This is a genomic window from Kribbella sp. NPDC023855 (assembly GCF_040639475.1).
Taxonomy (GTDB): domain Bacteria; phylum Actinomycetota; class Actinomycetes; order Propionibacteriales; family Kribbellaceae; genus Kribbella.
Map to the genome: position 1 here is coordinate 134,634 of NZ_JBFAAA010000014.1, position 24,080 is coordinate 158,713.

Below are 24,080 nucleotides of genomic sequence, written 5' to 3' on the forward strand. Positions count from 1 at the left end.
CAAAAGGAATCATGGAAGCCTTCACCCAGCACATCGGCACCGCGGCCCCGCTGCGGCGCAGCAACGTCGACACCGACCAGATCATCCCCGCCGTCTACCTGAAGCGGGTCACCCGGACCGGGTTCGAGGACGGGCTGTTCGCTGCCTGGCGCAACGATCCCACCTTCGTCCTGAACCAGCCGGAGTACGAAGGTGTCTCGGTCCTCGTGGCCGGCCCGGACTTCGGCACCGGCTCGTCGCGTGAGCACGCCGTCTGGGCCCTGCTGGACTACGGGTTCCGGGTGGTCGTGTCGTCGCGGTTCGGCGACATCTTCCGCGGCAACTCCGGCAAGGCCGGTCTGCTCGCGGCGCTCGTCGAGCAGGATGTGGTCGAGAAGTTGTGGACCGCGATCGAGACCGACCCCGGGACCAAGGTCACCGTCGACCTGGAGCACAAGACGCTCTCGGCCGGCGACATCTCGGCGCCGTTCGAGATCGACGACTACACCCGCTACCGGCTGCTGAACGGGCTCGACGACGTCGGCATCACCTTGTCCCACGAGGCCGACATCACGGCGTACGAGGCCACCCGGCCGGCCTTCAAGCCGGCCACCCTCCCGGCCAAGGCGTAACGCACCAAGGCGTTGTCCCGATAACTGCGGTGTTATCCTGGCGCAGTTGTCAGCACAAGGTCACGAGATCCTGGAGGTGGGGCGCCATGAGCAGCGAACCCTCCAGACATACGGATCTCGCTCGGCCTTGAGGCGCTGAACTCCCTCTGTAAATAGACAGAGCTAGGTCAGGTCACCCCTGCGCGTTCGCCGCGCGGGGGTGACCTGCGGCGCGGGGCCGGGCGATTTGTCGCCCGTTGATCCCACACCTCGTACCTGGAGGACCCGCCATGTCCGACCTTCGCCTGCGCACCCTGCGTGCGTTCAGCCGCACCCCCTCCCTCCGCGCCGCCGCCCGCCGGTACGCCGGTACTGTCGCCGAGCCCAGCCCCGTCGAGCAGAAGCCCGCTCTGACGGCCGGCAAGCCCCAAGGCCACAGCGTGGTCGACAGCGCCATCTACTGCGACGGCGCACGAGTGGCCTCGCCGCAATCGCTGGCCGAGACCTACCAGGTGCTGCACGAGTCGCCGGAAAGCCTTGCCTGGATCGGCCTGTACCGGCCTGACCGGCGCGAACTGACCTCGCTGGCGCAGGAGTTCGACCTGCACGAGCTGGCGATCGAGGACGCCATCCAGGCCCATCAGCGGCCGAAGCTCGAGCGCTACGGCGACACGTTGTTCGTCGTACTCAAGGCTGCTCGTTACCGGGACGCGACCGAGGAGGTCGAGTTCGGCGAGGTGCACCTGTTCGTCGGCCCGGACTTCGTGGTGACGGTCCGGCATGCCGAGGCGCCCAACCTGGCCGCGGTCCGGCGCCGGGTGGAACGCGATCCCGAGTTGCTGCGGCGCGGGACCGAGGCGGTTCTCTACGCGATCATGGACAAGGTCGTCGACGGGTACGCACCCGTTGTCGCGGGTCTCGAGAACGACATCGACGAGATCGAGACCGAGGTGTTCCGCGGTGACCCGAAGGTGTCTCGGCGCATCTACGAGTTGTCCCGTGAGGTGATCGAGTTCCAGCGCGCGACCCGGCCGCTGGTCGGCATGCTCGACTCGTTGCGGGCGGGTTTCGACAAGTACGGCGTCGACGAGGAACTGCAGCGATCGCTGCGCGACGTGGCCGACCACGTCACCCAGGTGGTCGAGCGGGTGGACGCTTTCCGCGAACTGCTGCGCGACATCCTGACGGTGAACGCCACCTTGGTGGCCCAGCAGCAGAACGAGGAGATGAAGAGCCTCACCGTCGCCAGCAACGACCAGAACGAAGAGGTGAAGCGGATCTCTGCCTGGGCGGCGATCCTGTTCGCGCCAACACTGATCGGCACCGTGTACGGGATGAACTTCGACTACATGCCCGAGCTGCACTGGGAGTTCGGCTATCCGTTCGCGGTCGGGCTGATGGCGATGGTCTGCGGCGGTCTGCACCTGATCTTCAAGCGGCGCGGCTGGTTGTAGTACCCGGCGCGGGGTACCGGATCGGGGCTGTCGCAACGGTTTACGCTGCGACTCCGGATGTCTCGAGGAGGTAGTGGGCTATGTGGCTGTTCCTGCGGCGAAGACTCATCATGTGGGTGGTGCTGGCGATCGCGGTGCCGTTGCTGGACTGGTTGCTGGGCAAGGTCAGTGAGCAACTCAAGGCACGCAAGGGCGAGAACGCGGTGTCCAGAGGGCTCGACACGGCCCGGTCCGGCGTCCGGACCCTGCGCGGAAGGCGCCGCTGACGGCGCCACTCAAAGGCCGCTGAAAGGGCCGCTGAAAGGGGCCGAAAGGGGCGCTGAAACCCCGGCCGGCGGCGCGATCCGGGGTGTGGCCGAGGTCACCGTTGGTCGCCGGTTCGTTGCGCTGAAGGGAATCAGGAGAGGCCTGGACGGCGAATCCGGGACAAATTTGGCCCGAATCGCCTGAAACAAGGGCGAATTGCCGCGTTGGTGTTTGTGAACACGCCGAAGAGTCCATAACGTTCACGGAAGATCGAGCGCTGTGCTCGACGCCATCGTTCACGGAGGGAAGACAGTGAACAAGAGCCAGTTGGTCGAAGCGCTCGCAGTGCACTTCGACGGAAATCGCCGTTCGGCCCAGCACGCCCTGGAGTCGGTGATCGACACCGTCCAGCGCGAGCTGACCAAGAAGGGCGGCAAGGTTGCCATCACCGGGTTCGGTGCCTTCGAGGCCATCGAGCGCGGCGCTCGCATGGTCCGCAACCCGCGGACCGGTGAGACCAAGCGCGCCAAGAAGACCGTGGTTCCGAAGTTCCGCGCGGGTGCGGAGCTGAAGGCCGTTGTCTCCGGTGCCAAGAAGCTGCCGAAGCTGACGACGCCGAAGCCGGCGACCGCCACCAAGGCAGCCGCTCCGGCCAAGAAGGCCGCGGCGACCAAGACCGCCGCGACCAAGACCGCCGCCAAGAAGGCGCCGGCCAAGGCCGCAGCCACCAAGACGGTTGCCAAGAAGGCTCCCGCCAAGAAGGCTCCGGCCAAGACGGTGGCCAAGAAGACCACCGCCAAGAAGGCCGCTCCGGCCAAGGCCGTTGCCAAGAAGACGGTTGCCAAGAAGGCTCCCGCCAAGAAGGCACCGGCGAAGCGCGCTGCCGCCCGCTGACCTGTCAGCATCGCAGTAGGCAGTCCTCGCAGCACCAGCGAAGGCCGGTCACCCCACACCAGGGGCGACCGGCCTTCGCCGTTGTCTGCAGTGTTTTCTTGGTGGCGGCGGGGTTGCTCAGGGCAAAGTGATGAAGTGGACCTCGGAGATCGCCAGGCCGGCGCCGGAGCCGGTGGTGGTCAGGCGGACTCGTTGGCCGGGGCGGAGCAGGCGCACCGGAGTACCGGCCAGGGCTTCGACGTCGAAGGGGAGTTCGATGCCCGTGTCGGTCAGTACCGCGCCGGAGGCCGTCTCTGGGTCGTAGCGGCTGACAGTTGCTTGCATGCCCTAACGGTAGCGGCCTCTCAGCAGGCCAGGCCCTCGGTGCCGGTCGCGGCTCCCATCACCAGCGACATCACGTCAGCCGTCCGTGGACCGACGCCAAGCTGTACTGCGTGCGCCAGGTCGGCGGCAGTGTCCACGTCGCGCCGCAGCGACTCCAGGACTGCCAGCTCGATCGGTACCGCACCGGATGCCTGGTGAGCTTGCGCGGAACCCACACCAAAGCGGGGATCCAGGGGAACGCCCGGGGCAGCCGCCAGCATCGTCGTACCGGTCCCTGGCTCGTCGATGACGAAGCTGCGGGCTGCTGTGCAGGCTGCAAGGGCTGCGGTCAGTTCGGTCGGCCGTAGAGCCGGTAGGTCGGCAGAGAGCGCTGCTACTCCCGCCTCTGGGTACTGGGCCGCCGCAACCGCTGCACCGTGCTCCAGAGCCCCGTTGAGCCCCACATCAGGCAGGTCCGGTACTACGTGCGCCCCGATCGCTGTGACGTCAGCTGCGACCACTGGGTCATCGGTCACGACCAGCACTGCCAGGACCAGCCGGGACTCGAGTGCTGCGGCAGTAGTGTCGACTGCGAAGGCACGGGCAAGCTCCGGACGGTGCTGTGGGTATGCGGAAGCGAGCCGGCTCTTTGCGATCGCCGTACGCTTCACCGGGATCACCAGGGTCCAGGGAGCGACCTGTAGGTCTGCCATCAGGCAGGATTCTCCCATGACCGAGGGCAACGACAGCCACAGAGTGTGCCGTGAGCCGCGTAGCTTGGCGCTGATGGCGCCCAGGCACGCACCTCGCGGCGTTGGAGAAACGTCCACGATGCTCCGCATCGAGGACGCTTCTCCGCCTTGCGAGGCACGCACCTGGGCGCCATCATCACTCAAGCTACGCGACTCACGGCACACTAGGAGGCAGCAGTGAACGGCCAGCACACCGCCGAGGGGCCTCGGCCACGCCGCGGGTTCTGGTTCGGCCTGGTGGTCGCCATCGTCAAACCGTTCCTGCTGATCTGGACCAAACAGGATTTCCGTGGCCGGGAAAATGTTCCGCGGACCGGTGGCATGGTGTTCGTGACGAACCACATCTCGCATTTCGACCCGTTCGTGATCGGCTTCTTCCTCTGGGAGTGCCGGCGGATCCCGCGGCTGCTCGGCAAGGCGTCGCTGTTCAAACTGCCGATCGCGGGCCGGATCCTCAGCAGCGCGGGGCAGATCCCGGTGTTCCGCGACTCGGCCGAGGCCGCCGACGCGTTCCGGGCCGCGGTCGCCGCCGTCGAGAAGGGCGAGTGCGTCGGCGTCTACCCCGAGGGCACGATCACCCGCGATCCGGAACTGTGGCCGATGACCGGCAAGACCGGCGCCGCGCGGATCGCGCTGATGACGGGCTGCCCGGTGATCCCGATCGCGAACTGGGGCGCGCAGGAGGTGTTCGCGTCGTACGGCAGCCTGCGGGTCCGGCTGCTGCCGCGCAAGACGATGCGGGTGACCGCCGGTGCGCCGGTCGACCTGAGCGCTTTCGAGGGCAAGCCGATCACGAACGAGCTGTTGCACGAGGCAACCGAGGTGATCATGCGGCGGGTGGCCGCGGAGCTCGGCGTACTGCGGGGCGAGACTCCGCCGCCGGAGCTCTACGATCCACGCCGGCACAAGGCTGTGGAAGACGACCGTGAGGATGGGGAGACTCGATGACCAAGGTTGCGGTGTTCGGTGCGGGGTCCTGGGGGACCGCGTTCGCCATTGTCCTGGCCCAGGCCGGTAATCAGGTCTCCGTCTGGGGCCGCCGCGAATCGCTGTGCGAGGCGATCAACACGCGGCACGAGAACCCCGACTACCTGCCCGGCCTGCAACTCCCGGACGCCATCACCGCAACCCACGACCCTGCCGCGGCCGCCGACGGAGCCGAGGCGATCGTGCTCGCTGTCCCGTCCCAGTCGCTGCGGGACAACCTGCGCGACTGGGCCGACGTGCTGCCGGCCGCAGTACCGCTGGTCTCGTTGATGAAGGGCGTTGAGGTCGGCACCACCAAGCGGATGAGCGAGGTGATCGCCGAGCTCACTGGTGCCGGGCCGGAGCGGATCGCGGTGGTGTCCGGGCCGAACTTGGCGCGGGAGATCGCTGAGGGGCAGCCGGCTGCTGCGGTTGTTGCTTGTGCTGATGAGGGGACCGCGGCTCGGCTGCAGAAGCTTTGCCACTCGCCGACCTTCCGGCCGTACACGAACAACGACGTGATCGGGTGCGAACTCGGTGGCGCGACCAAGAACGTGATCGCGCTGGCCGTGGGGATGGCGGTCGGGTTGGGTTTCGGGGACAACGCGCGGGCGTCGGTGATCACTCGCGGGTTGGTGGAGACCGCGAGGCTTGGTACTGCACTGGGGGCGGATGAGCACACGTTCTCGGGGTTGGCGGGGTTGGGCGATCTGGTGGCTACTTGTTCTTCGCCGTTGTCGCGGAACCGGACCTTCGGCGAGAAGCTCGGGCAGGGGATGACGGTCGCGGAGATCGCTGGGGCGACTCGTCAGGTGGCCGAGGGGGTGAAGTCCTGCGAGTCGATCACCGAACTGGCCCACCACCACGATGTGGAGATGCCCATCGTCGAGCACGTGACGAAGGTGGTCTCAGGCGAGATGACGCCGAAGGACATGCTGTTCAGCTTGGTCTCCCGCTCGGCCAAGTCCGAACGCTGGGGCTGAGGCTACAAGCCCAAGGCGTGTTGCAGGACTAGTGCCGCCGCGCCTTGGACTGCGGCTTGGTGGCCGGCTCGGGAGGTGACGACCTGGAGCTCGGTGGTGGCCAAGGGCAAGGATCTGGCATAGATCGCTTCCCGGATGCCGGCCAGCAAGCTGTCACCGGCTTGGGAGAGCGATCCGCCGATGACCACGACCGACGGGTTGAGCAGGCTGACACACGCCGCCAGCACGGTGCCGATCTCGCGGCCGGCCTGGCGGACCGCTTGGGTGGCGACCGGGTTGCCACAACGCACGAGGTCGACCACGTGGCGGCTGGTCTCGGCGTGTAGACCGGTGGTGCGTAGGTGGGCGGCGATGGCGGCGGCTGAGGCGATGGCTTCCAGGCAGCCGGTGTTGCCACAGCGGCAGAGTTCTGTGTGGCCTTCCGCGCGGATGTGGCCGATGTCGCCGGCCGCGCCTTGCGCCCCACGGTGAAGGCGGCCGCCGCTGATGACGCCGGCGCCGATGCCGGTGGCGATCTTCACGTAGAGCAGGTGCTCGACGTCGGCGTACTGCGTGGTGTGTTCGCCGAGCGCCATGATGTTCACGTCGTTGTCGACCAGCACCGGGCCGGGCAGTTCGCGGGACAGTCGCGCGACCACGTCGTACGAGTCCCAGCCGGGCATGATCGGTGGGTGGTTCGGCCGGCCGGTGCTGTGCTCGACCGGGCCGGGGAGGCCGACGCCGGTACCGGCAAGGTCGTCGACCGAGCGGTCCGCGGCGGCGAGCAAGTCGCGACCAGCGGAGGCCAAGGCGGCGAGGACGGTCTCGGGGCCCTCGGCGATGTTGAGGGCCGAGGTGGTGCTGTCGAGGATCGTCCCGCTGAGATCGGTCAGCGCCACCGAGAGGTGGGTCGCGCCGACGTCGGCCGCGAGGATCAGCCGCGCCGAGGGGTTGAACCGGAACCGCGCCGGCGGCCGCCCGCCACTCGACGCGGCCTCGCCGGACGGTACGACAAAGCCTGCGGTGAGCAGCTCCTCGAGCCGCCCGGTGACGGTCGACCGGGCGAGGCCGCTCAGGTCGATCAGCTCGGCACGGGTTCGCGGCCGGCCGTCGAGCAGCAGCCGCAGTACCCCGTGGGCGGGACCGAGCTCGCTCATCGGCTGCACTTTCGTCGCGGGTCGTCAGGCTTTTGCTTGACGGGGAACAAAAGTTCAACATAGCGTCGCCGTCATGTCCACCACAGCGCGAAAGCTCAGGGTCGGGATCGTCGGTGGCGGCTTCATGGGACGGGTGCACGGCCGGTCCGCGATCGTCGCCGGCGCACAGCTCGTCGGCGCGGTCGGATCCAGTCCGGAGCGCGCCGAAGCCGCGGCCGAGGCAACCGGAGCCGAGCGAGGCTTCGCCACCCTGGACGAACTGCTTGCCGCCGACATCGATCTCGTCCACGTCTGTACGCCGAACAGCACGCACCTGCCGGTCACCTTGCAAGCGCTCGAGGCGGGCAAGCACGTCATCTGCGAGAAGCCGCTGGCCACCTCGGCCAAGGACGCGACCGGGTTGCTCGCGGCGGCGCAGGAGGCCGGCCGCGTTGCGACCGTGCCGTTCGTCTACCGCTACCACCCGATGGTGCGCGAGCTGCGAACGAGGATCGCCGAGGGCGAGGCCGGTCAGGTCACCAGCCTGCACGGGAGCTACCTGCAGGACTGGCTGGCCGGCGAGAACGACCAGAACTGGCGCGTGGACGACGCGGCGGGCGGACCGTCCCGGGCCTTCGCCGACATCGGATCGCACTGGTGCGATCTGACCGAGTTCGTGACCGGCGACCGGATCGCCGATGTCAGCGCGCAGACCCGCACGATTCGCGCGACGCGCGGCGGGGCCGCAGTACGGACCGAAGATCTGGCGACCGCACAGTTCCGTACTGCGGCCGGCGTGGTCGGGACCGTCGTGGTCAGTCAGGTCGCGGCCGGTCGGAAGAACCGCTTGTACCTGGAGGTCTCGGGCACTGAGTCGAGCTTCGGCTTCGACCAGGAGGACCCGGATCGGCTGTGGGTCGGGCGGCGCGCTGCCAGCCAGCTGCTGACTCGCGACCCCGAGACGCTCAGCCCGCCCGCGGCGCGGGTCAACCGGCTGCCTGCCGGGCACGCGCAGGGCTACCAGGACGCGTTCGACTCCTTCGTTGCCGACACCTACGCGGCCGCGCTCGACGGCGACCAGCCCGACGGCCTGCCGGACTTCGCCGCCGGCGTTCGCTCTGCCCATCTCGTTGACGCCGTACTGCGCTCTGCCGCGGCCGACGGCGCCTGGACCACTGTCGAAAACTGAGGAGCCTGCACATGCCACGCCCGATCACCCTGTTCACCGGTCAGTGGGCCGACCTGCTCTTCGAGGAGGTCTGCGGTCTTGCCGCGTCCTGGGGGTACGACGGCGTCGAGATCGCCTGCTCCGGGGACCACTTCGACGTCCAGCAGGCGATCGACGACGAGAACTACGTCGCCGGCCGCAAGGAGATCCTCAAGCGGCACGGGCTGGAGGTGTACGCGATCTCCAACCACCTGGTCGGCCAGGCGATCTGCGACGACCCGATCGACTTCCGGCACGAGGCGATCCTGCCGTCGCGGGTGTGGGGCGACGGTGATCCCGAAGGTGTCCGGCAACGGGCGGCCGAGGACATGAAGAACACCGCCCGGGCCGCGGCCAAGCTCGGCGTGAAGACGGTGATCGGGTTCACCGGGTCGTCGATCTGGCAGTACGTCGCGATGTTCCCGCCAGTGCCGGCCGAGCGGATCGAAGCGGGGTACAAGGACTTCGCGGATCGGTGGAACCCGATCCTGGACGTGTTCGACGAGGTCGGGGTGCGGTTCGCGCACGAGGTGCACCCGTCGGAGATCGCGTACGACTACTGGACCACCGTGCTGACGCTGGAGGCGATCGGGCACCGCGAGGCGTTCGGGCTGAACTGGGACCCGAGCCACATGGTCTGGCAGGACATCGACCCGGCCGCGTTCCTGTGGGACTTCAAGGACCGGATCTACCACGTCGACTGCAAGGACACCCGGATGCGCGTCGGCGGCGGCCGCAACGGCCGGCTCGGCTCACACCTGCCGTGGGGCGACCCGCGCCGCGGCTGGGACTTCTACTCGACCGGCCACGGCGACGTGAACTGGGAAGACTGCTTCCGCGTCCTCAACTCGATCGGCTACGACGGCCCGATCTCGGTCGAGTGGGAAGACGCCGGCATGGAACGCAAGGTCGGCGCCGCCGAGGCCGTCGACGTCATCCGCAAACTAGCCTTCGACAAACCAGAAGCCGCCTTCGACGCAGCCTTCGCCACAGACAAGTAGCGGGAGCTATCAGGGAGTTGCGCCCACCCGAACCTCTGGGCGTGGGCTGCGCTGGCGTGGTCGTCCCGCGGTGGGTCCGGTGATGCTGGGGTGCAGCTAGGGGTCAGGACAGTCCACAAGGCGCGCAGCCGGGCGGCGACGTCGTCGACGTCGCCCTCCGGCGGCTGCGTGCAGTAGCGGCAGCGCCTCAGCAAGCTACGGCCGCCACATCTGCACCAGCCAGTTGATCATCGACGGGAAGACCGGACGCCTGCTGAGCGCGAAGGACCATTCACCGCGGAAACGCAGCAATTCCGTCGTACTCGCCTCGGGCTGGACGAACGACACCCCGAAGCCTCCGGTCGCCGAGCTGCCCTGATCCCACGCCCTCGGCGACGGCCACTCCTGGCCTTCGCCCGCTTTACCCTGCGTGAAGTCCTCTATCACCGCCTATACGAAGAGGTGTGTTTTGACGAGACCACGCAGCAAGCGCTGGCTTGCCGCTGCCATGGCCGCCGCGCTGGCCGCCACGGCGATCCCGTTCCGCCCATCGGCCGCCGAGCCGACCACTACCTCCGCCGGTTTGTTGGGCAAGAGCGTGACCATCACCCTGATCACCGGCGACAAGGTGACGTATCGCCCAGGTCGTCGCGGCGGAGCCGGCCAAGCCGTGCACGTCCAGCCCGGACCGGGCCGAGACGGTATGGTCTTCCAAAAGCATGCCCTCGGCAACAAACAGACCATTGTGCCGCTGGACGCCGTACCGCTGCTGGCCTCCGGCGTACTCGACCAGCGGCTGTTCGACGTCTCCCTGCTGGCCGAGCTGCGCCTGGACGACGCCAGTTCGCCGACGTTGCCCCTGCTGGTCCAGTACAACGGAGCCGCCCGCACGGCCCGTTCCGCACTCACGGCCGGTACGACGGTCCGCCGGGAGTTGCCGATCGTGGACGCCTTGGCGATCAGCCAGCAGCGTGGGTCGGCCAACCTCCTTTGGGACAGCTGGACCGACAACAAGGGGCCCAAGCGTCGTACGGCGCTCGCGGGCGACGTACGCAAGGTCTGGCTCGATGGCGGGGTCAAACCACTGCTGGACCGTAGTACCCAGCAGATCGGCGCTCCGGAGGCCTGGAAGGCTGGAGCCACCGGCAAGGGGGTGAAGGTCGCCGTACTGGACAGTGGCATCGACGAGACGCACCCGGACCTCAAGGGCCGTGTATCCGTTGCCAAGGGCTTCACCAGCGACGGGGAGGATGCAGTCGACCAAGGCGGTCACGGCACGCACGTGGCGTCGACCGTGGCCGGCTCGGGCGCGGCTTCCGACGGCAAGTACCGCGGCGTAGCGCCGGACGCGGACCTCATGGTCGGCAAGGTCTGCGGCCTGTACGACTGCGAGTTCTCGGCGATCATCGCCGGCATGGAGTGGGCAGCCACCTCGGGCGCCCGGGTGATCAACCTAAGCCTCGGCGGCGGTCCCACGGACGGGGTCGACCCGCTGGAGCAGGCGGTCAACGACCTCACCGCCAGTACCGGCGCGCTGTTCGTCATCTCCGCCGGGAACTTCGGCGCGGACTTCAGCATCGGGAGTCCCGCTGAGGCCGACGCGGCCCTGACGGTTGCTTCGGTCACCAAATCGGATGGCCTGAGCGCCTTCTCCAGCCGTGGCCCGCGGGCCGACGACTTCGGCCTCAAGCCGGACATCGCGGCCCCCGGCAGCCACATCATCGCGGCCCGGGCCGTCGGTGCACCGCTGGACCCGATGGCGGTCAACGAGTCGTACGCCGACTTGTCCGGTACCTCGATGGCGGCTCCGCACGTGACGGGCGCCGCCGCGATTCTGGCCCAGCTGCACCCGGACTGGAAGGCAGAGGAGCTGCGTTCCGCCCTGACCGGGTCGTCTCTCGGCCTGCCCGGCATCGGTGTTCTCGGCCAGGGCGCCGGCCGGGTCGATCTCGCCCGAGCGCTGAAGCAAGCGGTCACCACCTCACCGAGCAAGGTCGACCTCGGACCGGTCGAGGCGCCGCACGACGACGACAAGCCCGTCACCAAGGCGCTGACCTATCGCAACGACGGCGACCAGGCGGTCACGCTGACGCTCAAGCTGAGCGCCAAGGGGCCGAAGGGCCGTACGGCTCCCGCAGGGATGTTCAAGCTGAGCCGGTCCGTCGTACGAATCCCGGCCCACGGCACGGTGACCCTGGACATCACCGCGGACACCTCCCTGCCGGGCCCTGACGGCGCGTACGCCGGCTGGATCGTTGCCACCGGCAATGGCCAGGTCGTCCGGACGGCTGTCGGTGTCGGCAAGGCGCTGCCGACGTACGAGCAGAAGCTCACGATTCTGGGGACCGACGGCAAGCCGGTGGTCCCGGGTGACGACCTGTCGGCCGGGCTGTTCGTGCTCAACGTCGACACCTTGCTGGGCTACTTCGCCTTGTCCGGTGACACCTTGACGCTGCCGAAGGGCCGGTACGTGGTCGACGGCGGTATCGCGATGTTCAACCCCGGCGACGTGGGCGTGAGCCAGGCCATCTATCTCGGTGAGCCCGATGTGGTGGTCGACAAGCCCGGGACGCTGGTACTGGACGCGCGCCGCGCCAAGCCGATCAAGCTCAGGGCGCCGGTCGCGGGAGCCGCCGCGGCCGCGGGTGGTGTCGGTTTCGCCCGGCCGCTCCGCGATTTCACCTTGATCGCCGGTCTCGCGATCTCCAACTCGTTCCGGCCGGACTACGCGCCCGCCTTGTTCGTCGCGCCCAACCTGACCGGCTCGGCCAAGACCTTCACCGGTTTCGCGCACCTCGCCTGGGCGGAAATGCCGGACGGCCAGGATCCCGAACGGGACTTCTATCTGAACAGCCCGTACCTCTACCACGACGTGATCAGCTGGCCGGCGCGCTTCCCGGACAACCCGTCGCTTGTCACCGCGGCGAAGGACTACGCCCGGATTGACGGGACATATCTCGGTGCCCCGGGCAACAGGTTGAACAACTGGGGCTATCCGGTGCTGCCGGCCGATGACGGCGCCGGCCGTACCGTGCCCGGGTACGTTTTCACCCCGGCGGTCGAGATGACGATGCCGTTCCAGCGTGAGGAGTACTACTCGGTCACCGGCGGAATCCGCTGGGCCTTCGCGGCGGACACGTTCCGGATCCTGCCGGACGGGGAAGTCAGGTACATCGCGCTGATCGACGCGCCGGCCCGGTCCTACCCGGCCGGCAAGACCACCAAGCTGACCTGGAACCACGCCGTGGTCGGACCGAATCTCCCGAGCTCGCAGGCGGGTATGCCCGGGCGTGAGGACCAGGCCTGGGTCTCGCGAGACGGCGACAGCCTGACGGTGGTGGCGCCGATGTTCGCCGATCCCGGTCCGGGCCGGTTCGGCGCGTCGGAGGTCGAGAAGGAGACCACCAGCCTCTATCGCGACGGCTCGTTGCTGCGGACTTCGGAGACGCCCGTGCAGCAGACCTTCGCGCTACCCGCCGAGGCCGGGACTTACCGGCTGACCAAGCACGTCCAGCGGTCTGAGGAGTTCTTCCGCTGGTCGACCGACATCACCTCGTCCTGGACCTTCCAGTCGGCTCGTACGCCGGATGGCGAGGACACCCGTTTACCGCTGATGTCCGTCCGGTTCGCGCCTGACGTGAACGAGCGGAACCAGGCCCTGGGAGGGCGGTTCGACATCCCCGTCCGGGTGGAGCACCAGCACGGCTCCACCCGGGCTCGGGTGGTCAGCCTCGCGGTCGAGGCGTCGTACGACGGCAAGACCTGGGTGAGCGTGCCGGTCCGGAAGACGCGTACCGGGTGGACCGCCACGCTCAACCAGCCGAGCGCCGGGTTCGTCTCGCTACGAGCGAAGGCGCGTGATCTGAGCGGCAATACCGTCGACCAGACCATCCTGCGCGCCTACGAACTCACAGCCGACTAACCTCGCCGCCACTGGTTCCACACGGGGGGACCAGTGGCGGCCGTACTTCCCGCGACGGGCGCTGGCGGCCGGGCCCGCACCGCGCGCCTGGGCCGGGCACAGCTCCGGGAGAATCGCAGCACCGCTGCTCTCGGGTCAGGTGAGTGCCGACTTCGTCCAGGCTGAAGCCGAGACCCTTGAGGGCGAGCAACTGGTTGAGCACCGGCAACTGGGCAGCGTCGTACGAGCGGCGGGCGGTGAAGGGGTCGACGTGAGCCGGGACGAGCAGGCCGAGAGCGTCGTAGTGACGCAGCATGCGCGTTGAAATCCCGCCGAGCCGGGCAAATTCTCCGATATTCATCATGGCCCTTCCACTGTCCGACTTCACATGGTGTCAACTGCAACCTGGCCTAGTGGTTCACTGGGCTCGGTCAGGTGGTGGTGGCGGCGCGAGGGGAGTGGGTTGTGGAGTTGGATTGGGGTTTGGGGGAGTACGAGGGGACCGGTGAGGTGCTCCTGCCGGTTTCCGAGGTTGTGGTGGGGATGTGCGAGCCGTTGGCGGGCAAGCGCGTCGTCGACCTCGGGTCTGGGACCGGGAACGCCGCGCTGCTGGCTGCCGAGCGCGGCGCGGTGGTGACGGGTGTCGATCCGGCCAAGCGGCTCGTGGAGGTGGCTCGGAAGCGGGCGGCTGAGCGGGGGTTGCAGGCTGAGTTCCTCGTCGGTGATGCTGGATCTATTCCGGTAGAGGACGGTGCTGCGGATCTGCTGTTGTCGGTGTTCGCGGTGATTTTCGCGCCGGATGCCCGGGCGGCGATTGCCGAGATGACGCGGGTGACGGCGCCCGATGGAGTGATCCGGCTGACCTCGTGGGTGCCCGGCGGCTCGATGATGGCGATCAACCAGGTCGCCGGGAAGTTCATGGGCGAGGTCTTCGGCGGCGGCCCGGCGGATCCGGCCAGCCCCAAACCGCTTGCCTGGCACGACGAGGCAGCGTTGCGAGAAGCCTTTGCCCCGCACGGTTTCTCGGTCGAGCTGGAGCGACACTCGATCAGCCTCACGGCCGCCTCCCCGGAGGAGTACCTCGAGAAGTCGGCCCAGCACCCGATGGCCGTGAGCTCCGCCCAGGCGCTGGCTGCGCGACCCGACGGTGAAGCGTTGCAGGCCGACCTCACCCAACGGCTGCTGGTCGCAGTACGGGAGCTGAATGAGGACCCGGCAGCCTTCAAGGTCTCCAACGACTACGCGGTCGTGACCGCCCGCCGTTAGTTGTCGAGGTGGCCTTCGCGGACGACGGCAGGCCGTAGTACCGCGGAGAAGGCGGCGATGCCGGTGGCGAGCAGCGTGACCAGGATGAACGAGATCGTCAGGCTGCTGGCCTCGGCGATGCCGCCGATGATGGATGGGGCGATGAGGCCTGAGGTGTAGGTGACTGTGGCTACACCGGCGATCGCCTGGCTCGGGTTGGGGCCGCTGCGGCCGGCGGCGGCGAAGGCGAGCGGGACGACCACCGCAATACCCAGGCCCAGCAGGCCGAAGCCGGCCATGGCGATCACTGGGTGATTCGCCAGTACCACCAGTACGCCGCCGAGCGTGGCGACGGCTCCACTGACCCGCACGGTCCGTACTGCGCCCCAGCGGTCCACCACCGCGTCGCCGGCGATCCTGGCCACAGCCATCGTCAGTGCGAAGCCGGTCGTGGCTGCTGCGGCCACACCGGCCGAGGAGTCCAGCACGTCGCGCAGGTACACCGCGGACCAGTCCAGGCTCGCCCCCTCGGCGAAGACCGCGCAGAAGCCGACTGCGCCGATCAGCCACGCCGACTTGGGCGGCAGGGCGAAGCGCGGCGGCGCTAGCTCGTCCTCGGCCGGATGCAGGTTCAGCACCCAGTTGCAGACCCACATCCCGGCCAGAGTCAGTACTACGGCCGCTACCGCGTGGTGCAGCTGGGCGCTCACGTCGAGGTGGGCGGCGACCGTGCCGATCCCCGAGCCGATCAGCGTTCCGACGCTCCACATCCCGTGCAGCCCGGACATGATCGAGCGGCCGAGCCGCTGCTCGACCTCGACGCCGACCGCGTTCATCACGACGTCGGCCATCCCCGCCGAGGCGCCGTACACGAACAGGGCGGCGCACAGGGTGACCAGGTGGGGCGCGAGCGAGGGCAGGACGAGGGAGAGGGTCCAGAGCGCGATCAGCCCGCGTAGGGCCGCCCTGCTGCCGAAGCGGTGACTGATCCGCGCGGCCAGCGGCATCGTCAGCGAGGCGCCGATCGCCGGGAACGCGAGCGCCAGCCCGAGCTGGCCGGCGCTGACCGAGGCGTGGTCCTGGATCCACGGCACCCGCGTCGCGAACGAGCCGGTCACCGCGCCGTGCACGCAGAAGACCGCGGCAACGGCGTACCGGGCCCGGCGAATCTCGGTCATCGATCCGAATCCCACTACCCCAACCCCTCATCGGATTCCACCATTCAAACAAACAAGTTGTTTGATCGAACAAATGGAAGTAGCTTTACCCCAGTGAAGAGTACGGAACGGCAGCGCGTCATCGTCGAGCGTCTCAAGGCGGCCCCGCGGGTCGGGGTGGCCGAGCTGGTAAGCGCGACCGGCGCCTCCGACATGACGGTTCGGCGCGACCTCGACTACCTGGCGGCGCAGGGTGTGCTCAAGCGCGTCCACGGCGGTGCGATCGCGGCGATGCCAACTGGTGTCGAGCCGCCCTTCGCGGCGCGTGTGACGGCTGACCTCGGGCCGAAACAGGCGATCGCGCGAGCCGCGGTCGAGCATCTGCGCGACGGCGAGACGATCGTGCTCGACAGCGGTACGACGGCGCTCGAGGTGGCCAGGTTGCTCCGCGACCGGGCGGTCACCGTGATGCCGCTGTCTCTTTATGTCGCCCAGGAGCTCATCGACGCGCCGCGAGTCCGGTTGCTGATGCCGGGCGGCGAGCCGAGGCCCGGGGAGCTGGCGATGGTCGGCCCGCTCGCGCTGGCCTCGCTCAGGGCGCTGCGGTTCGACGTGGCCGTGCTGAGCCCGTGCGCGTTCAGCCTCGACGCGGGGATGACCGCGTTCGACTTGGGCGACGCCGAGGTGAAGCAGCAGGCGATGGCGGTGGCGACCCGAACCGTCGTGCTGGCCGACGGCGCCAAGTGGGATCGCGCCGCGCTGGCGTACGTCTGCCCGGCCGAGCGACCCGACCTGATCATCACCGATTCCACCGCGCCCGAAGAGTCCCGCACGCTGCTCGCGCAGCGCGGAGTACTGGTCGAGGTCGCGGACTCCACCCTGGAAGGGCTTTCTTGAGCATCGACTTCGCCACCGCCGCGCCACCTCGCGCGGCCCGGGTGGCTACCTGGACCTACTTCGGCCTGAACGGCTTCGGGGTCGGCATGTGGGTCGTGCACATCCCGAACATCGAGCGCGCGACCGGCATCTCGCACAGCACGCTCGGCCTGCTCCTGCTCGTCCTGGGCGGTGCCGCCTTCACCGGGATGCAGGTCGCAGGTCCGCTGGCCGACCGGGTCGGTCAACGCCGGCTGGTGCCCGCGGCCGGTGTGCTGCTCGGCCTCTCCCTGTTCGGGCCCGGACTGGCGAACAACTGGTGGACGCTCGGCCTTGCCCTGCTCGCGTTCGGCTTCGGCAACGGCTCGATCGACGTCGCGATGAACTCGCAGGCGGTCGTCGTCGAACGCCTTTACCCCCGGCCGATCATGGCCGCGTTCCACGCCATGTGGTCGATCGGCGGTGCGTTCGCGGCCCTGATCGGCGCGGCGGCGCTGAAGGCCGACGTACCGACCGCGGTCTCGTTGAGTGGAGCCGGTGTGCTCTGCATCGTCATCTCGCTGGTGGCGAGCCGCTTCCTGATCGAGGCACCCAAGGAGCCGGAGTCGGCGGAAGACGAGCCGGCGCGAGTCGCGCCGCCCGCCAAGCTGGTCTGGCAGCTCGGCGGGCTCGCCTTCGCGCTCATGCTCGCCGAGGGCGTCGCCAACGACTGGGCGGCACTCCAGTTCCGCGACGTCCTGGACACCTCGACCAGTACTGCGGCCTACGCGTACGGCGCCTTCGCGATCGCCATGACCGTCGGGCGCTTCGCGACCGACCGGGTCGCCGCGATCGTCGGTCCGGCCGCCATCGTCCGGTACGGCGCTCTGCTGGCCGCCATCGGACTCAGCACCGTCATCGTGGTGCCCTGGGTGCCGGTGGCCCTCGTCGGCTGGGCGCTGTTCGGTCTCGGGCTCTCCGGCGGAGTGCCGCAACTCTTCACGGCCGCGGGCAATCTCGACACCCGAGCATCAGGCGCTCTGATGGCGAAGGTCGTGGGCCTTGGCTACGTCGGCCTGCTCGCGGGTCCCGCGTTGATCGGCGCCCTGGCCCACTGGATGCCGCTCAACATCGCCTTCATCCTCCCGGTCGCCCTCTGCGCCATCACCGTCGCCTCGGCGTCGGTGATGAAGCGCTAGGCCTTCAGCGCCTGCGCCAGATCGACCCACAGGTCATCCGGGTGCTCGATGCCGACCGAGAGGCGAATGAGGTCTTCGGGGATCGTCGGTACTTCGATGGCCCAGCGGCGGCGGCGTTCGAGCATGGACTCGACGCCGCCGAGGCTGGTGGCGTGAACCCAGAGCTCGGTGCTTTCGCAGACGCGCTGGGCGCCTGCGGCGTCGCCACCGAGCTCAAAGGCGAGGATCGCGCCGAAGCCGGACATCTGGGCAGCGGCTAGGGCATGGCCGGGGTCCTCGGCCAGCCCGGGGTAGCGCACCCGGCTGACCCGCGGGTGCTCCAGCAGTCGCGCAGCCAGGAAGGCGGCGTTGGACTGCGCCCGCTCCAGCCGCAGGGCGAGTGTGCGGAGCCCTCTAAGTGCCAGCCAGGCCTCCATGGGACCAGGGATGGCGCCCAGGCTTCTCCGGCGCAGTTCCAGCGCCGACCAGAGGTCATCCGAGTTGGTGATGACAGCACCGAGTACTACGTCCGAGTGGCCCGCGATGAACTTGGTCGCCGAGTGCAACACGATGTGGGCGCCCATGGCGAGCGGCTGCTGCAGGAGTGGCGTGGCGAACGTGTTGTCGACTACAACCGTGGCGCCCGCAGTACGGCCCGCTGCTGCCAGTGCTGGTAGGTCGGCGACCTCCATGGCCGGGTTGGTCGGCGACTCGATCCACAGCATGTCAGCACCGACGACGGCGGCTGACACGGCCGCAGTGTCGGTAATACTCACCCGCTCCACAGTCAGCCGACCTGTAGCTGCCTGCTGGTCCAGCAGTGCCAGTACTCCGCTGTAGGCGTGCTGCGGCGCTACAACGCGGCCACCGACCGGTACGAGGTCACAGATGGCAGCGGCGGCTCCCATGCCCGAGGCGAAGCTGAGACAGCGCCCACCTTCCAGGGCGCCGAGGGTCTCCTCGAGCGCCGTCCAGGCGTCGTTGCCGTAGCGGCCGTAGCCTCTCTCGCCACCCGCGACGTAGGTCGAACTGAAGACAGGTGACTCACCCATCGGCGCATCTGCCACCCGAGCGGGGCGGCCGGCGTGCACGACAACGGTGGAGGGATCCAGATCAGGCGTCATGCCTGCACTGTAGGCAGCGGGATGCCACCGCCGCGGAGCAGGCCCATCGCTTCGAGCGCCAGGTCCTTGACCTCGGTGCCGTCCGGGTTGTCGACCCAGGTCTGGACGACGATCTCGATGATGTTCATCGTGGTGCCGGCCGCCAGCGCGGCAGTGAACTCCACCGAGTCACCCGCCAGCCGCCCGGCCAGCTCCACGGTCAGCTCGTTGCGCCACCGCCAGATCAGCTCGGCCAGGTGGGCGCTCACCGACGGCGTCTGACCGGCCAGCTCGTAGACCATCCGCACTCGGTCGGGGTTGCGCTCCAGCTGACCGAGCACCCGCTCGATGACGCTCTGCAGGCCGTCCGGGAGATCCAGGTCCGCGGGCTGCTCGCGGAACCAACCGAGCGCGTCGAACAGGCAGTCCTCGACGAACTCCAGGACCAGCGTCTCCTTGGTCGGGAAGTACCGGTAGAGCGTGCTCGGCCCGACCTCGGCGGCCGCGGCGATCTGCTCGACCGTGGTCCGGCCGAAGCCGTGGTCGCTGAACAGCTCGAAGGCCTTGTCCGAGATCAGCCGGCGGGTCCGTTCCCGCTTCAGCTCGCGAAGCCCCATGCCGTGTCCCTTGCTCGTGCGCCCGTACGCCGGTAGGTGCGGGCAGCGTACACGGCGGGCGACCCGCCGAGAGCTGATCTCAGTTGGTTCCCACGGCCATATGGTAGTTACTACCAATCTTGCCTCAGTTGCAAACCCAGCGAAGCGAGGATCTTGCCGATGACCGAGACCCGCCAGGTTTTTCCCGTCACCCGGCCGAGCGGTTGCCCCTTCGACCCGGCCACCGGCTACACCGAGCTGCGGCAGGACGACGGCCCCACCAAGGTGTCCACTCCGGCCGGCGTCGACGCCTGGCTGTTCAGCCGGTACGACGAAGTGCGCTCGGTGCTGACCGATCGCCGGCTGAGCTCGCGAGTCGCGCCGTCGATGCACGTCGTACCGGAGGCGAACCTGGAGCGGGAGGTGGAGTCCGGGTCGATCCTGCAGAACGACGGGGACCAGCACACGTATCTGCTGAGGCTGCTGACCAGCGAGTTCACGATGAAGCGGATCCGGGCGTTGCAGCCGCGGATCCAGCAGTTGATCGACGAGCACATCGACGCGATGCTCGCCGTCGAGGAGGGGCCGGTCGATCTGGTCCAGGCGTTCGCGCTGCCGATTCCGTCGCTGGTCATCTGCGAGCTGCTCGGCGTTCCGTACGCCGATCGCGACGAGTTCCAGCACCGCAGCGCAGTACTGGTCGCGGTCGACCGGCCCGAAGAAGAGGTTGACCGGGTCAACGGGGAACTGCAGCAGTACATGGCCGGGCTGGTGATGGCCAAGCTTGCGCACCGCGAGGACGACCTGTTGTCCCGGCTGATCACCAGAGGCGAGGAGCAAGGGCGGCCGCTGACCGTGCCCGAGCTGGTGACGATCGGGATCACGCTCCTGATCGCGGGCCACGAGACGACGGCCAACATGATTGCGCTGAGCACGCTCGCGCTGCTGCGCAACCCCGAACAGTTCGCCGCATTGCGCGACAACCCGGACCTCGCGCCGTCGGCCGTGGAGGAACTGCTGCGCTACCTGTCCGTGGTGCAGTTCGGCCTGTTCCGCCACGTGGTGGAGGACCTCCCGGTCGGCGACAGCACGATCGAGGCGGGGGAGTACCTGATCGCCGCCCTGCCCTCGGCCAACCGCGACGAGTCGGCCTTCCCGGACCCGGACCGGCTCGACGTGTCCCGCCGGCCGTCCGCCCACCTGGCCTTCGGTTTCGGCCCACATCAGTGCCTCGGGCAACAACTCGCCCGGGTCGAACTGCGCGAGGTCTTCACCCGCCTGTTCCGCCGGATCCCGACCCTGCGGCTGGCCGTCCCGTTCGAGCAACTCCAGTTCAAGAACAACACCCTCGTGTACGGCGTCCAGGCGCTGCCGGTGACCTGGGACCGAGGGGTGACGGAGCGAGATCTGAAGAGGTCTTAACTAAACCCTGGTCAAAGCCGCCCGGAACTGGCGCTATCGTCGAGCCGGTGAGTGAGTACTCGAGGGAAGAAAAACGCAAGCCCCGCGTCGCCGTGGTTTTCGGTGGCCGGTCGAGCGAGCACGCCATCTCCTGTGTGACCGCGGCCAACGTGCTGCAGGTGATCGACCGGGACAAGTACGACGTCGTACCGGTCGGCATCACCACCAGTGGGCACTGGGTGCTGGAAAGCGGTGACCCGGAGCGGCTGTCGATCACCGACGGCAAGCTCCCGGAGGTCGACGTGACGGCGCTGCCGGTGCTGTTCGGCGCCGACCGCGAACTGGTCGTCACCGAGCCGGGCGAAGTGCCCGCCACGCTCGGCGAGGTGGACGTGGTCTTCCCGCTGCTGCACGGCCCGTGGGGTGAGGACGGCACGCTGCAGGGCCTGCTGGAGATGTCGGACATCCGGTACGTCGGCTCCGGCGTACTGGCCAGCGCGGTCGGCATGGACAAGCACTACATGAAGGTCGTCTTCGCGGCCGCCGGGCTCGAGGTCACGCCGTACGTCGTGATCCGGGACCGGGACTGGACCCGTGACCCGCAGGCCTGCCGTGAAGCGGTCGACAAGCTCGGTTACCCGGTGTTCGTGAAGCCCAGCCGGGGCGGGTCGAGCCTCGGGATCAGCAAGGTGAACAGCCTGGACGAGCTGGACCTGGCCGTCGCCGAGGCGCGCGCGCACGACCCGAAGGTGATCGTCGAGGCGTCCGCCAAGAACCCGCGCGAGATCGAGGTCGGCGTACTGGGCGGCCTCAACGGCGGGGCCCCCGAGGCGAGTGTCTGCGGTGAGATCTCGGTCTCCGGTGGCGGGCACGACTTCTACGACTTCGAGACGAAGTACCTGCCCGAGGGTGAGGAGTACACCGCGCTCTCGGTGCCGGCCGAGTTGCCCGAGCCGATCGCCGCGGAGATCCGCGCGAAGGCGCTGACCGCGTTCGACGCGATCGAGGGCGAAGGCCTGGCCCGGGTCGACTTCTTCGTCGATGAGGACCAGCAGGTGGTCATCAACGAGATCAACACCATGCCCGGCTTCACCCCGACCAGCATGTTCCCGCGCCTGTGGGCCGCCTCAGGAATCGACTACAAGGAACTAGTAGACCGGCTCCTAACCCTAGCCATGACCCGCCCCACCGGCCTCCGCTGACCCCTGCCCCCGCGGTTCAGGTGCAGGGTGTGATGAGGGTGTTGTGGGTCTTGACGGCGTCAGCGACATCGGTGAGGGCGTTGGCTTCCGGCGCGTATTTGTTGGGGACGGCGAGTTCCAGGTAGAGCTTTCGGCCGATGGTGGTGAAGATGTAGCCGTTGGTCACCTGTTTTGCGTACCAGCCGACGCCGTTGACCTCGAAGCACTGTGACTGGGCCTCCGCCATCCCGGCCGGGGTGGCGACGCCGCAGGTCACTTCGATGGGTGGGTCGCCGTACGCCGTGGTCAGTGGGCTGGCCGGGTCGGTTTTGCGGCGCTTGGCGTCTAGCACCTTGGCCGGCATCGCCTTGATCAGGTCGGCGCAGGCGTCCGCGACCTCGGGTGCGGGTGACGGGACGGCGATCTTGGCCGGGCCGGGGGTGCAGCCGGCCAGGGCGGCCGGGGAGAGCACGGCCAAGGCAGTGGCCAGGGCGGCTCTCCGGCGGACGCGCTGGCGTCTCGGGGCGGTGATCGGGGTCAGATGTGAACGACGGGGCACGTCAGCGTGCGGGTGATACCGGGCACGTTCTGCACCCTCGCCACGACCAGCTTGCCCAGTTCGTCGACGTTGCGCGCCTCGGCACGCACGATCACGTCGTACGGACCGGTGACGTCCTCGGCCAGGGTGACGCCCTGCACCTCGGCGATCTGCGCTGCGACGTCGGCCGCCTTGCCGACCTCGGTCTGGATCAGGATGTAGGCCTGGACCACCACGTCGTTCTCCACTCAGTCGTCCTCAGCTGACATCGGCCACGGTACTGCAGAGCGGCCGGGCGTACTCTTCGTTGCTCGGTCACCGTACCGCCTAGTGTCCTGAGCCGGTAGTCACGCCAGTGCCTGGGCGTCGCCGGTGCGGCGTGGCGACCGGCTCAGGACGCTTAGACTCCGTGGAGCGATATGGGAGGTCTGTTGACGTGACAGAGACGTTGGGAAGCACCGGTGAGTTCGGCTTCATCCAAGCCGCCACCAAGAGCCTTCCCCAAGGTGCGGACGTCCTGGTCGGTCCGGGTGACGACGCGGCCGTGGTGGCGGTGCCGGACGGCCGGATGGTGATCACGACCGACCTGCTGGTGGAGGGCCGGCACTTCCGCCGCGACTGGTCCTCGGCGTACGACGTGGGCCGCAAGGCCGCGGCGCAGAACCTGGCCGACATCGTCGCGATGGGCGCCCGGCCGACTTCGGTGGTGGTCGGGTTCGGCGGACCGGCGGATCTGCCGACCGCGTGGGCGATCGAGCTCACCCAGGGCATCGGCGACGAGTGCGAACTGCTCGGCGTGAGCATCGTCGGCGGCGACACCGTGCAGTCCGACAAGATCGTCGTCTCGGTCACCGCCTTCGGCTCGCTCGACGGTCGTTCCCCGGTACTGCGCTCCGGCGCGCGCCCCGGCGACGAAGTCGCCGTGGTCGGGCGGCTGGGCTGGGCCGAGGCGGGGTTCACCGTGCTCAACCGCGGGTTCCGGTCCCCGCGCTCGGTGGTGGAGGCGCACCGCCGCCCCGCGCCGCCGTACGCCGAAGGGCCGCGCGCCGCGATCGCCGGCGCGTCGTCGATGTGCGACGTGAGCGACGGGCTGATCGCCGACCTGACCCACATCGCGGTCGCCAGCGAGGTCCGGATCGACATCCGCTCGGCCGCGCTGACCATCGCCGAACCACTCCAGTCCGTCGCCTCGGCGACCGGCGCGGACGCGCTGGCGTTCGTCCTGAGCGGCGGCGAGGACCACGCCCTGGTCGGCACCTTCGAGCCGGCCGACGTGCCGGACACCTGGACCGTCATCGGCACCGTTGCCGTCGGCAATGAAGAGCAACCGCCCGGCACGGTGACCGTGGACGGCGAGCTCTACACGGCCGTCACCGGCCACGCGCACTTCCGGAGCTGAAGCCATGTCCCCCGCCATGCCCCCTGCCATGTCCCC

General features: G+C 68.7%; 25 protein-coding genes. 15 read left to right on the plus strand and 10 right to left on the minus strand.

Annotation, left to right across the window (positions count from 1 at the left end):
- The first annotated feature begins 11 nt into the window (after positions 1 to 11).
- From leuD to AB0F51_RS34375, 4 genes are all read left to right on the plus strand, one after another.
- Positions 12 to 611, plus strand: a complete 600-nt coding sequence (gene leuD / locus AB0F51_RS34360; RefSeq protein WP_360286830.1) for a 3-isopropylmalate dehydratase small subunit — start codon at positions 12 to 14, stop codon at positions 609 to 611.
- A 269-nt stretch (positions 612 to 880) separates the two neighbouring features.
- Complete coding sequence (gene corA / locus AB0F51_RS34365) at positions 881 to 2,044, plus strand: magnesium/cobalt transporter CorA (protein WP_360286832.1); 1,164 nt, start codon at positions 881 to 883, stop codon at positions 2,042 to 2,044.
- Positions 2,045 to 2,124: 80 nt separating this feature from the next.
- On the plus strand, positions 2,125 to 2,310 hold the full coding sequence (locus AB0F51_RS34370) for a hypothetical protein (protein ID WP_360286835.1): 186 nt from the start codon (positions 2,125 to 2,127) through the stop codon (positions 2,308 to 2,310).
- Positions 2,311 to 2,602: 292 nt separating this feature from the next.
- A complete protein-coding gene (locus tag AB0F51_RS34375; protein WP_360286837.1) occupies positions 2,603 to 3,184 on the plus strand; it encodes an HU family DNA-binding protein in 582 nt (193 codons plus the stop codon).
- 117 nt (positions 3,185 to 3,301) lie between these two features.
- Here the strand turns inward: AB0F51_RS34375 and AB0F51_RS34380 are convergent, their stop codons facing one another.
- Both AB0F51_RS34380 and cofC read right to left on the minus strand, forming a co-directional pair.
- The gene (locus tag AB0F51_RS34380) at positions 3,302 to 3,508 is read right to left on the minus strand and encodes a hypothetical protein (RefSeq protein WP_360286839.1); all 207 of its coding nucleotides are present in this window, start codon (positions 3,506 to 3,508) and stop codon (positions 3,302 to 3,304) included.
- Positions 3,509 to 3,528: 20 nt separating this feature from the next.
- Positions 3,529 to 4,200 carry a 2-phospho-L-lactate guanylyltransferase gene (cofC, locus tag AB0F51_RS34385; RefSeq protein ID WP_360286842.1) on the minus strand — a complete coding sequence of 224 codons (672 nt, stop codon included), beginning with the start codon at positions 4,198 to 4,200 and terminating at the stop codon, positions 3,529 to 3,531.
- A gap of 216 nt (positions 4,201 to 4,416) precedes the next feature.
- Between cofC and AB0F51_RS34390 the strand changes: the two genes are divergently transcribed.
- Positions 4,417 to 5,187 carry a lysophospholipid acyltransferase family protein gene (locus AB0F51_RS34390; protein WP_360286844.1) on the plus strand — a complete coding sequence of 257 codons (771 nt, stop codon included), beginning with the start codon at positions 4,417 to 4,419 and terminating at the stop codon, positions 5,185 to 5,187.
- Positions 5,184 to 6,188 carry an NAD(P)H-dependent glycerol-3-phosphate dehydrogenase gene (locus AB0F51_RS34395; protein ID WP_360286846.1) on the plus strand — a complete coding sequence of 335 codons (1,005 nt, stop codon included), beginning with the start codon at positions 5,184 to 5,186 and terminating at the stop codon, positions 6,186 to 6,188. The genes AB0F51_RS34390 and AB0F51_RS34395 overlap by 4 nt, the downstream gene beginning before the upstream one ends.
- A 2-nt stretch (positions 6,189 to 6,190) precedes the next feature.
- Here the strand turns inward: AB0F51_RS34395 and AB0F51_RS34400 are convergent, their stop codons facing one another.
- On the minus strand, positions 6,191 to 7,324 hold the full coding sequence (locus AB0F51_RS34400; RefSeq protein ID WP_360286849.1) for an ROK family protein: 1,134 nt from the start codon (positions 7,322 to 7,324) through the stop codon (positions 6,191 to 6,193).
- A 73-nt stretch (positions 7,325 to 7,397) separates the two neighbouring features.
- On the opposite strand from AB0F51_RS34400, the gene AB0F51_RS34405 reads away from it, so the two are divergent.
- Together AB0F51_RS34405 and AB0F51_RS34410 are read left to right on the plus strand one after the other, a co-directional pair.
- A complete protein-coding gene (locus AB0F51_RS34405) occupies positions 7,398 to 8,492 on the plus strand; it encodes a Gfo/Idh/MocA family oxidoreductase (RefSeq protein WP_360286851.1) in 1,095 nt (364 codons plus the stop codon).
- Between the two features lie 11 nt (positions 8,493 to 8,503).
- The gene (locus AB0F51_RS34410; protein WP_360286853.1) at positions 8,504 to 9,511 is read left to right on the plus strand and encodes a sugar phosphate isomerase/epimerase family protein; all 1,008 of its coding nucleotides are present in this window, start codon (positions 8,504 to 8,506) and stop codon (positions 9,509 to 9,511) included.
- A 195-nt stretch (positions 9,512 to 9,706) separates the two neighbouring features.
- On the opposite strand, the gene AB0F51_RS34415 is transcribed toward AB0F51_RS34410, so the two are convergent.
- The gene (locus tag AB0F51_RS34415) at positions 9,707 to 9,937 is read right to left on the minus strand and encodes a hypothetical protein (protein ID WP_360286856.1); all 231 of its coding nucleotides are present in this window, start codon (positions 9,935 to 9,937) and stop codon (positions 9,707 to 9,709) included.
- Between the two features lie 22 nt (positions 9,938 to 9,959).
- Between AB0F51_RS34415 and AB0F51_RS34420 the strand changes: the two genes are divergently transcribed.
- Positions 9,960 to 13,412 (plus strand): S8 family serine peptidase, encoded by a 3,453-nt coding sequence (locus tag AB0F51_RS34420; RefSeq protein ID WP_360286858.1) that lies wholly within the window; start codon positions 9,960 to 9,962, stop codon positions 13,410 to 13,412.
- On the opposite strand, the gene AB0F51_RS34425 is transcribed toward AB0F51_RS34420, so the two are convergent.
- Positions 13,399 to 13,707 (minus strand): MerR family transcriptional regulator, encoded by a 309-nt coding sequence (locus AB0F51_RS34425; protein WP_360286860.1) that lies wholly within the window; start codon positions 13,705 to 13,707, stop codon positions 13,399 to 13,401. The genes AB0F51_RS34420 and AB0F51_RS34425 overlap by 14 nt on opposite strands.
- Before the next feature lie 149 nt (positions 13,708 to 13,856).
- On the opposite strand from AB0F51_RS34425, the gene AB0F51_RS34430 reads away from it, so the two are divergent.
- Positions 13,857 to 14,657, plus strand: a complete 801-nt coding sequence (locus tag AB0F51_RS34430; RefSeq protein ID WP_360286863.1) for a class I SAM-dependent methyltransferase — start codon at positions 13,857 to 13,859, stop codon at positions 14,655 to 14,657.
- Here AB0F51_RS34430 and AB0F51_RS34435 read toward each other — a convergent pair.
- The gene (locus tag AB0F51_RS34435) at positions 14,654 to 15,814 is read right to left on the minus strand and encodes an MFS transporter (RefSeq protein ID WP_360286866.1); all 1,161 of its coding nucleotides are present in this window, start codon (positions 15,812 to 15,814) and stop codon (positions 14,654 to 14,656) included. The two genes, AB0F51_RS34430 and AB0F51_RS34435, sit on opposite strands and share 4 nt — an antisense overlap.
- Positions 15,815 to 15,907: 93 nt before the next feature.
- On the opposite strand from AB0F51_RS34435, the gene AB0F51_RS34440 reads away from it, so the two are divergent.
- Together AB0F51_RS34440 and AB0F51_RS34445 are read left to right on the plus strand one after the other, a co-directional pair.
- Positions 15,908 to 16,690 carry a DeoR/GlpR family DNA-binding transcription regulator gene (locus AB0F51_RS34440; protein WP_360286869.1) on the plus strand — a complete coding sequence of 261 codons (783 nt, stop codon included), beginning with the start codon at positions 15,908 to 15,910 and terminating at the stop codon, positions 16,688 to 16,690.
- Entirely contained in the window at positions 16,687 to 17,847 is a 1,161-nt protein-coding gene (locus AB0F51_RS34445; RefSeq protein WP_360286872.1) for an MFS transporter, read from the plus strand. The genes AB0F51_RS34440 and AB0F51_RS34445 overlap by 4 nt, the downstream gene beginning before the upstream one ends.
- Here the strand turns inward: AB0F51_RS34445 and AB0F51_RS34450 are convergent.
- Positions 17,844 to 18,950 carry a PLP-dependent transferase gene (locus tag AB0F51_RS34450; RefSeq protein WP_360286874.1) on the minus strand — a complete coding sequence of 369 codons (1,107 nt, stop codon included), beginning with the start codon at positions 18,948 to 18,950 and terminating at the stop codon, positions 17,844 to 17,846. The two genes, AB0F51_RS34445 and AB0F51_RS34450, sit on opposite strands and share 4 nt — an antisense overlap.
- A complete protein-coding gene (locus AB0F51_RS34455) occupies positions 18,947 to 19,546 on the minus strand; it encodes a TetR/AcrR family transcriptional regulator (protein ID WP_360286877.1) in 600 nt (199 codons plus the stop codon). Before AB0F51_RS34455 ends, AB0F51_RS34450 begins: the two co-directional genes overlap by 4 nt.
- 159 nt (positions 19,547 to 19,705) lie before the next feature.
- On the opposite strand from AB0F51_RS34455, the gene AB0F51_RS34460 reads away from it, so the two are divergent.
- A complete protein-coding gene (locus tag AB0F51_RS34460; RefSeq protein WP_360286879.1) occupies positions 19,706 to 20,947 on the plus strand; it encodes a cytochrome P450 in 1,242 nt (413 codons plus the stop codon).
- A gap of 47 nt (positions 20,948 to 20,994) precedes the next feature.
- Positions 20,995 to 22,128, plus strand: coding sequence for a D-alanine--D-alanine ligase family protein (locus AB0F51_RS34465; protein WP_360286881.1), 1,134 nt, complete (start codon positions 20,995 to 20,997; stop codon positions 22,126 to 22,128).
- Positions 22,129 to 22,144: 16 nt separating this feature from the next.
- Here AB0F51_RS34465 and AB0F51_RS34470 read toward each other — a convergent pair whose 3' ends face one another.
- Together AB0F51_RS34470 and AB0F51_RS34475 are read right to left on the minus strand one after the other, a co-directional pair.
- Positions 22,145 to 22,666: a DUF3515 domain-containing protein gene (locus AB0F51_RS34470; protein WP_360286884.1), complete on the minus strand. Its 522-nt coding sequence runs from the start codon at positions 22,664 to 22,666 to the stop codon at positions 22,145 to 22,147.
- On the minus strand, positions 22,645 to 22,878 hold the full coding sequence (locus tag AB0F51_RS34475; RefSeq protein ID WP_041290445.1) for an Lrp/AsnC ligand binding domain-containing protein: 234 nt from the start codon (positions 22,876 to 22,878) through the stop codon (positions 22,645 to 22,647). The genes AB0F51_RS34470 and AB0F51_RS34475 overlap by 22 nt, the downstream gene beginning before the upstream one ends.
- Positions 22,879 to 23,081: 203 nt before the next feature.
- Between AB0F51_RS34475 and AB0F51_RS34480 the strand changes: the two genes are divergently transcribed.
- Positions 23,082 to 24,044, plus strand: coding sequence for a thiamine-phosphate kinase (locus AB0F51_RS34480; RefSeq protein WP_360286886.1), 963 nt, complete (start codon positions 23,082 to 23,084; stop codon positions 24,042 to 24,044).
- Positions 24,045 to 24,080 lie beyond the last annotated feature (36 nt).

Bases quoted from the DNA above. Each gene is read 5' to 3' on its own strand.
- corA (WP_360286832.1), top strand. From the start codon at position 881: ATGTCCGACCTTCGCCTGCGCACCCTGCGTGCGTTCAGCCGCACCCCC.
- cofC (WP_360286842.1), bottom strand. From the start codon at position 4,200: ATGGCAGACCTACAGGTCGCTCCCTGGACCCTGGTGATCCCGGTGAAG.
- AB0F51_RS34455 (WP_360286877.1), bottom strand. From the start codon at position 19,546: ATGGGGCTTCGCGAGCTGAAGCGGGAACGGACCCGCCGGCTGATCTCG.
- AB0F51_RS34370 (WP_360286835.1), top strand. From the start codon at position 2,125: ATGTGGCTGTTCCTGCGGCGAAGACTCATCATGTGGGTGGTGCTGGCG.
- AB0F51_RS34425 (WP_360286860.1), bottom strand. From the start codon at position 13,707: ATGCTGCGTCACTACGACGCTCTCGGCCTGCTCGTCCCGGCTCACGTC.
- AB0F51_RS34460 (WP_360286879.1), top strand. From the start codon at position 19,706: ATGACCGAGACCCGCCAGGTTTTTCCCGTCACCCGGCCGAGCGGTTGC.
- AB0F51_RS34450 (WP_360286874.1), bottom strand. From the start codon at position 18,950: ATGACGCCTGATCTGGATCCCTCCACCGTTGTCGTGCACGCCGGCCGC.
- AB0F51_RS34380 (WP_360286839.1), bottom strand. From the start codon at position 3,508: ATGCAAGCAACTGTCAGCCGCTACGACCCAGAGACGGCCTCCGGCGCG.
- AB0F51_RS34395 (WP_360286846.1), top strand. From the start codon at position 5,184: ATGACCAAGGTTGCGGTGTTCGGTGCGGGGTCCTGGGGGACCGCGTTC.
- leuD (WP_360286830.1), top strand. From the start codon at position 12: ATGGAAGCCTTCACCCAGCACATCGGCACCGCGGCCCCGCTGCGGCGC.
- AB0F51_RS34405 (WP_360286851.1), top strand. From the start codon at position 7,398: ATGTCCACCACAGCGCGAAAGCTCAGGGTCGGGATCGTCGGTGGCGGC.
- AB0F51_RS34435 (WP_360286866.1), bottom strand. From the start codon at position 15,814: ATGACCGAGATTCGCCGGGCCCGGTACGCCGTTGCCGCGGTCTTCTGC.
- AB0F51_RS34400 (WP_360286849.1), bottom strand. From the start codon at position 7,324: ATGAGCGAGCTCGGTCCCGCCCACGGGGTACTGCGGCTGCTGCTCGAC.
- AB0F51_RS34410 (WP_360286853.1), top strand. From the start codon at position 8,504: ATGCCACGCCCGATCACCCTGTTCACCGGTCAGTGGGCCGACCTGCTC.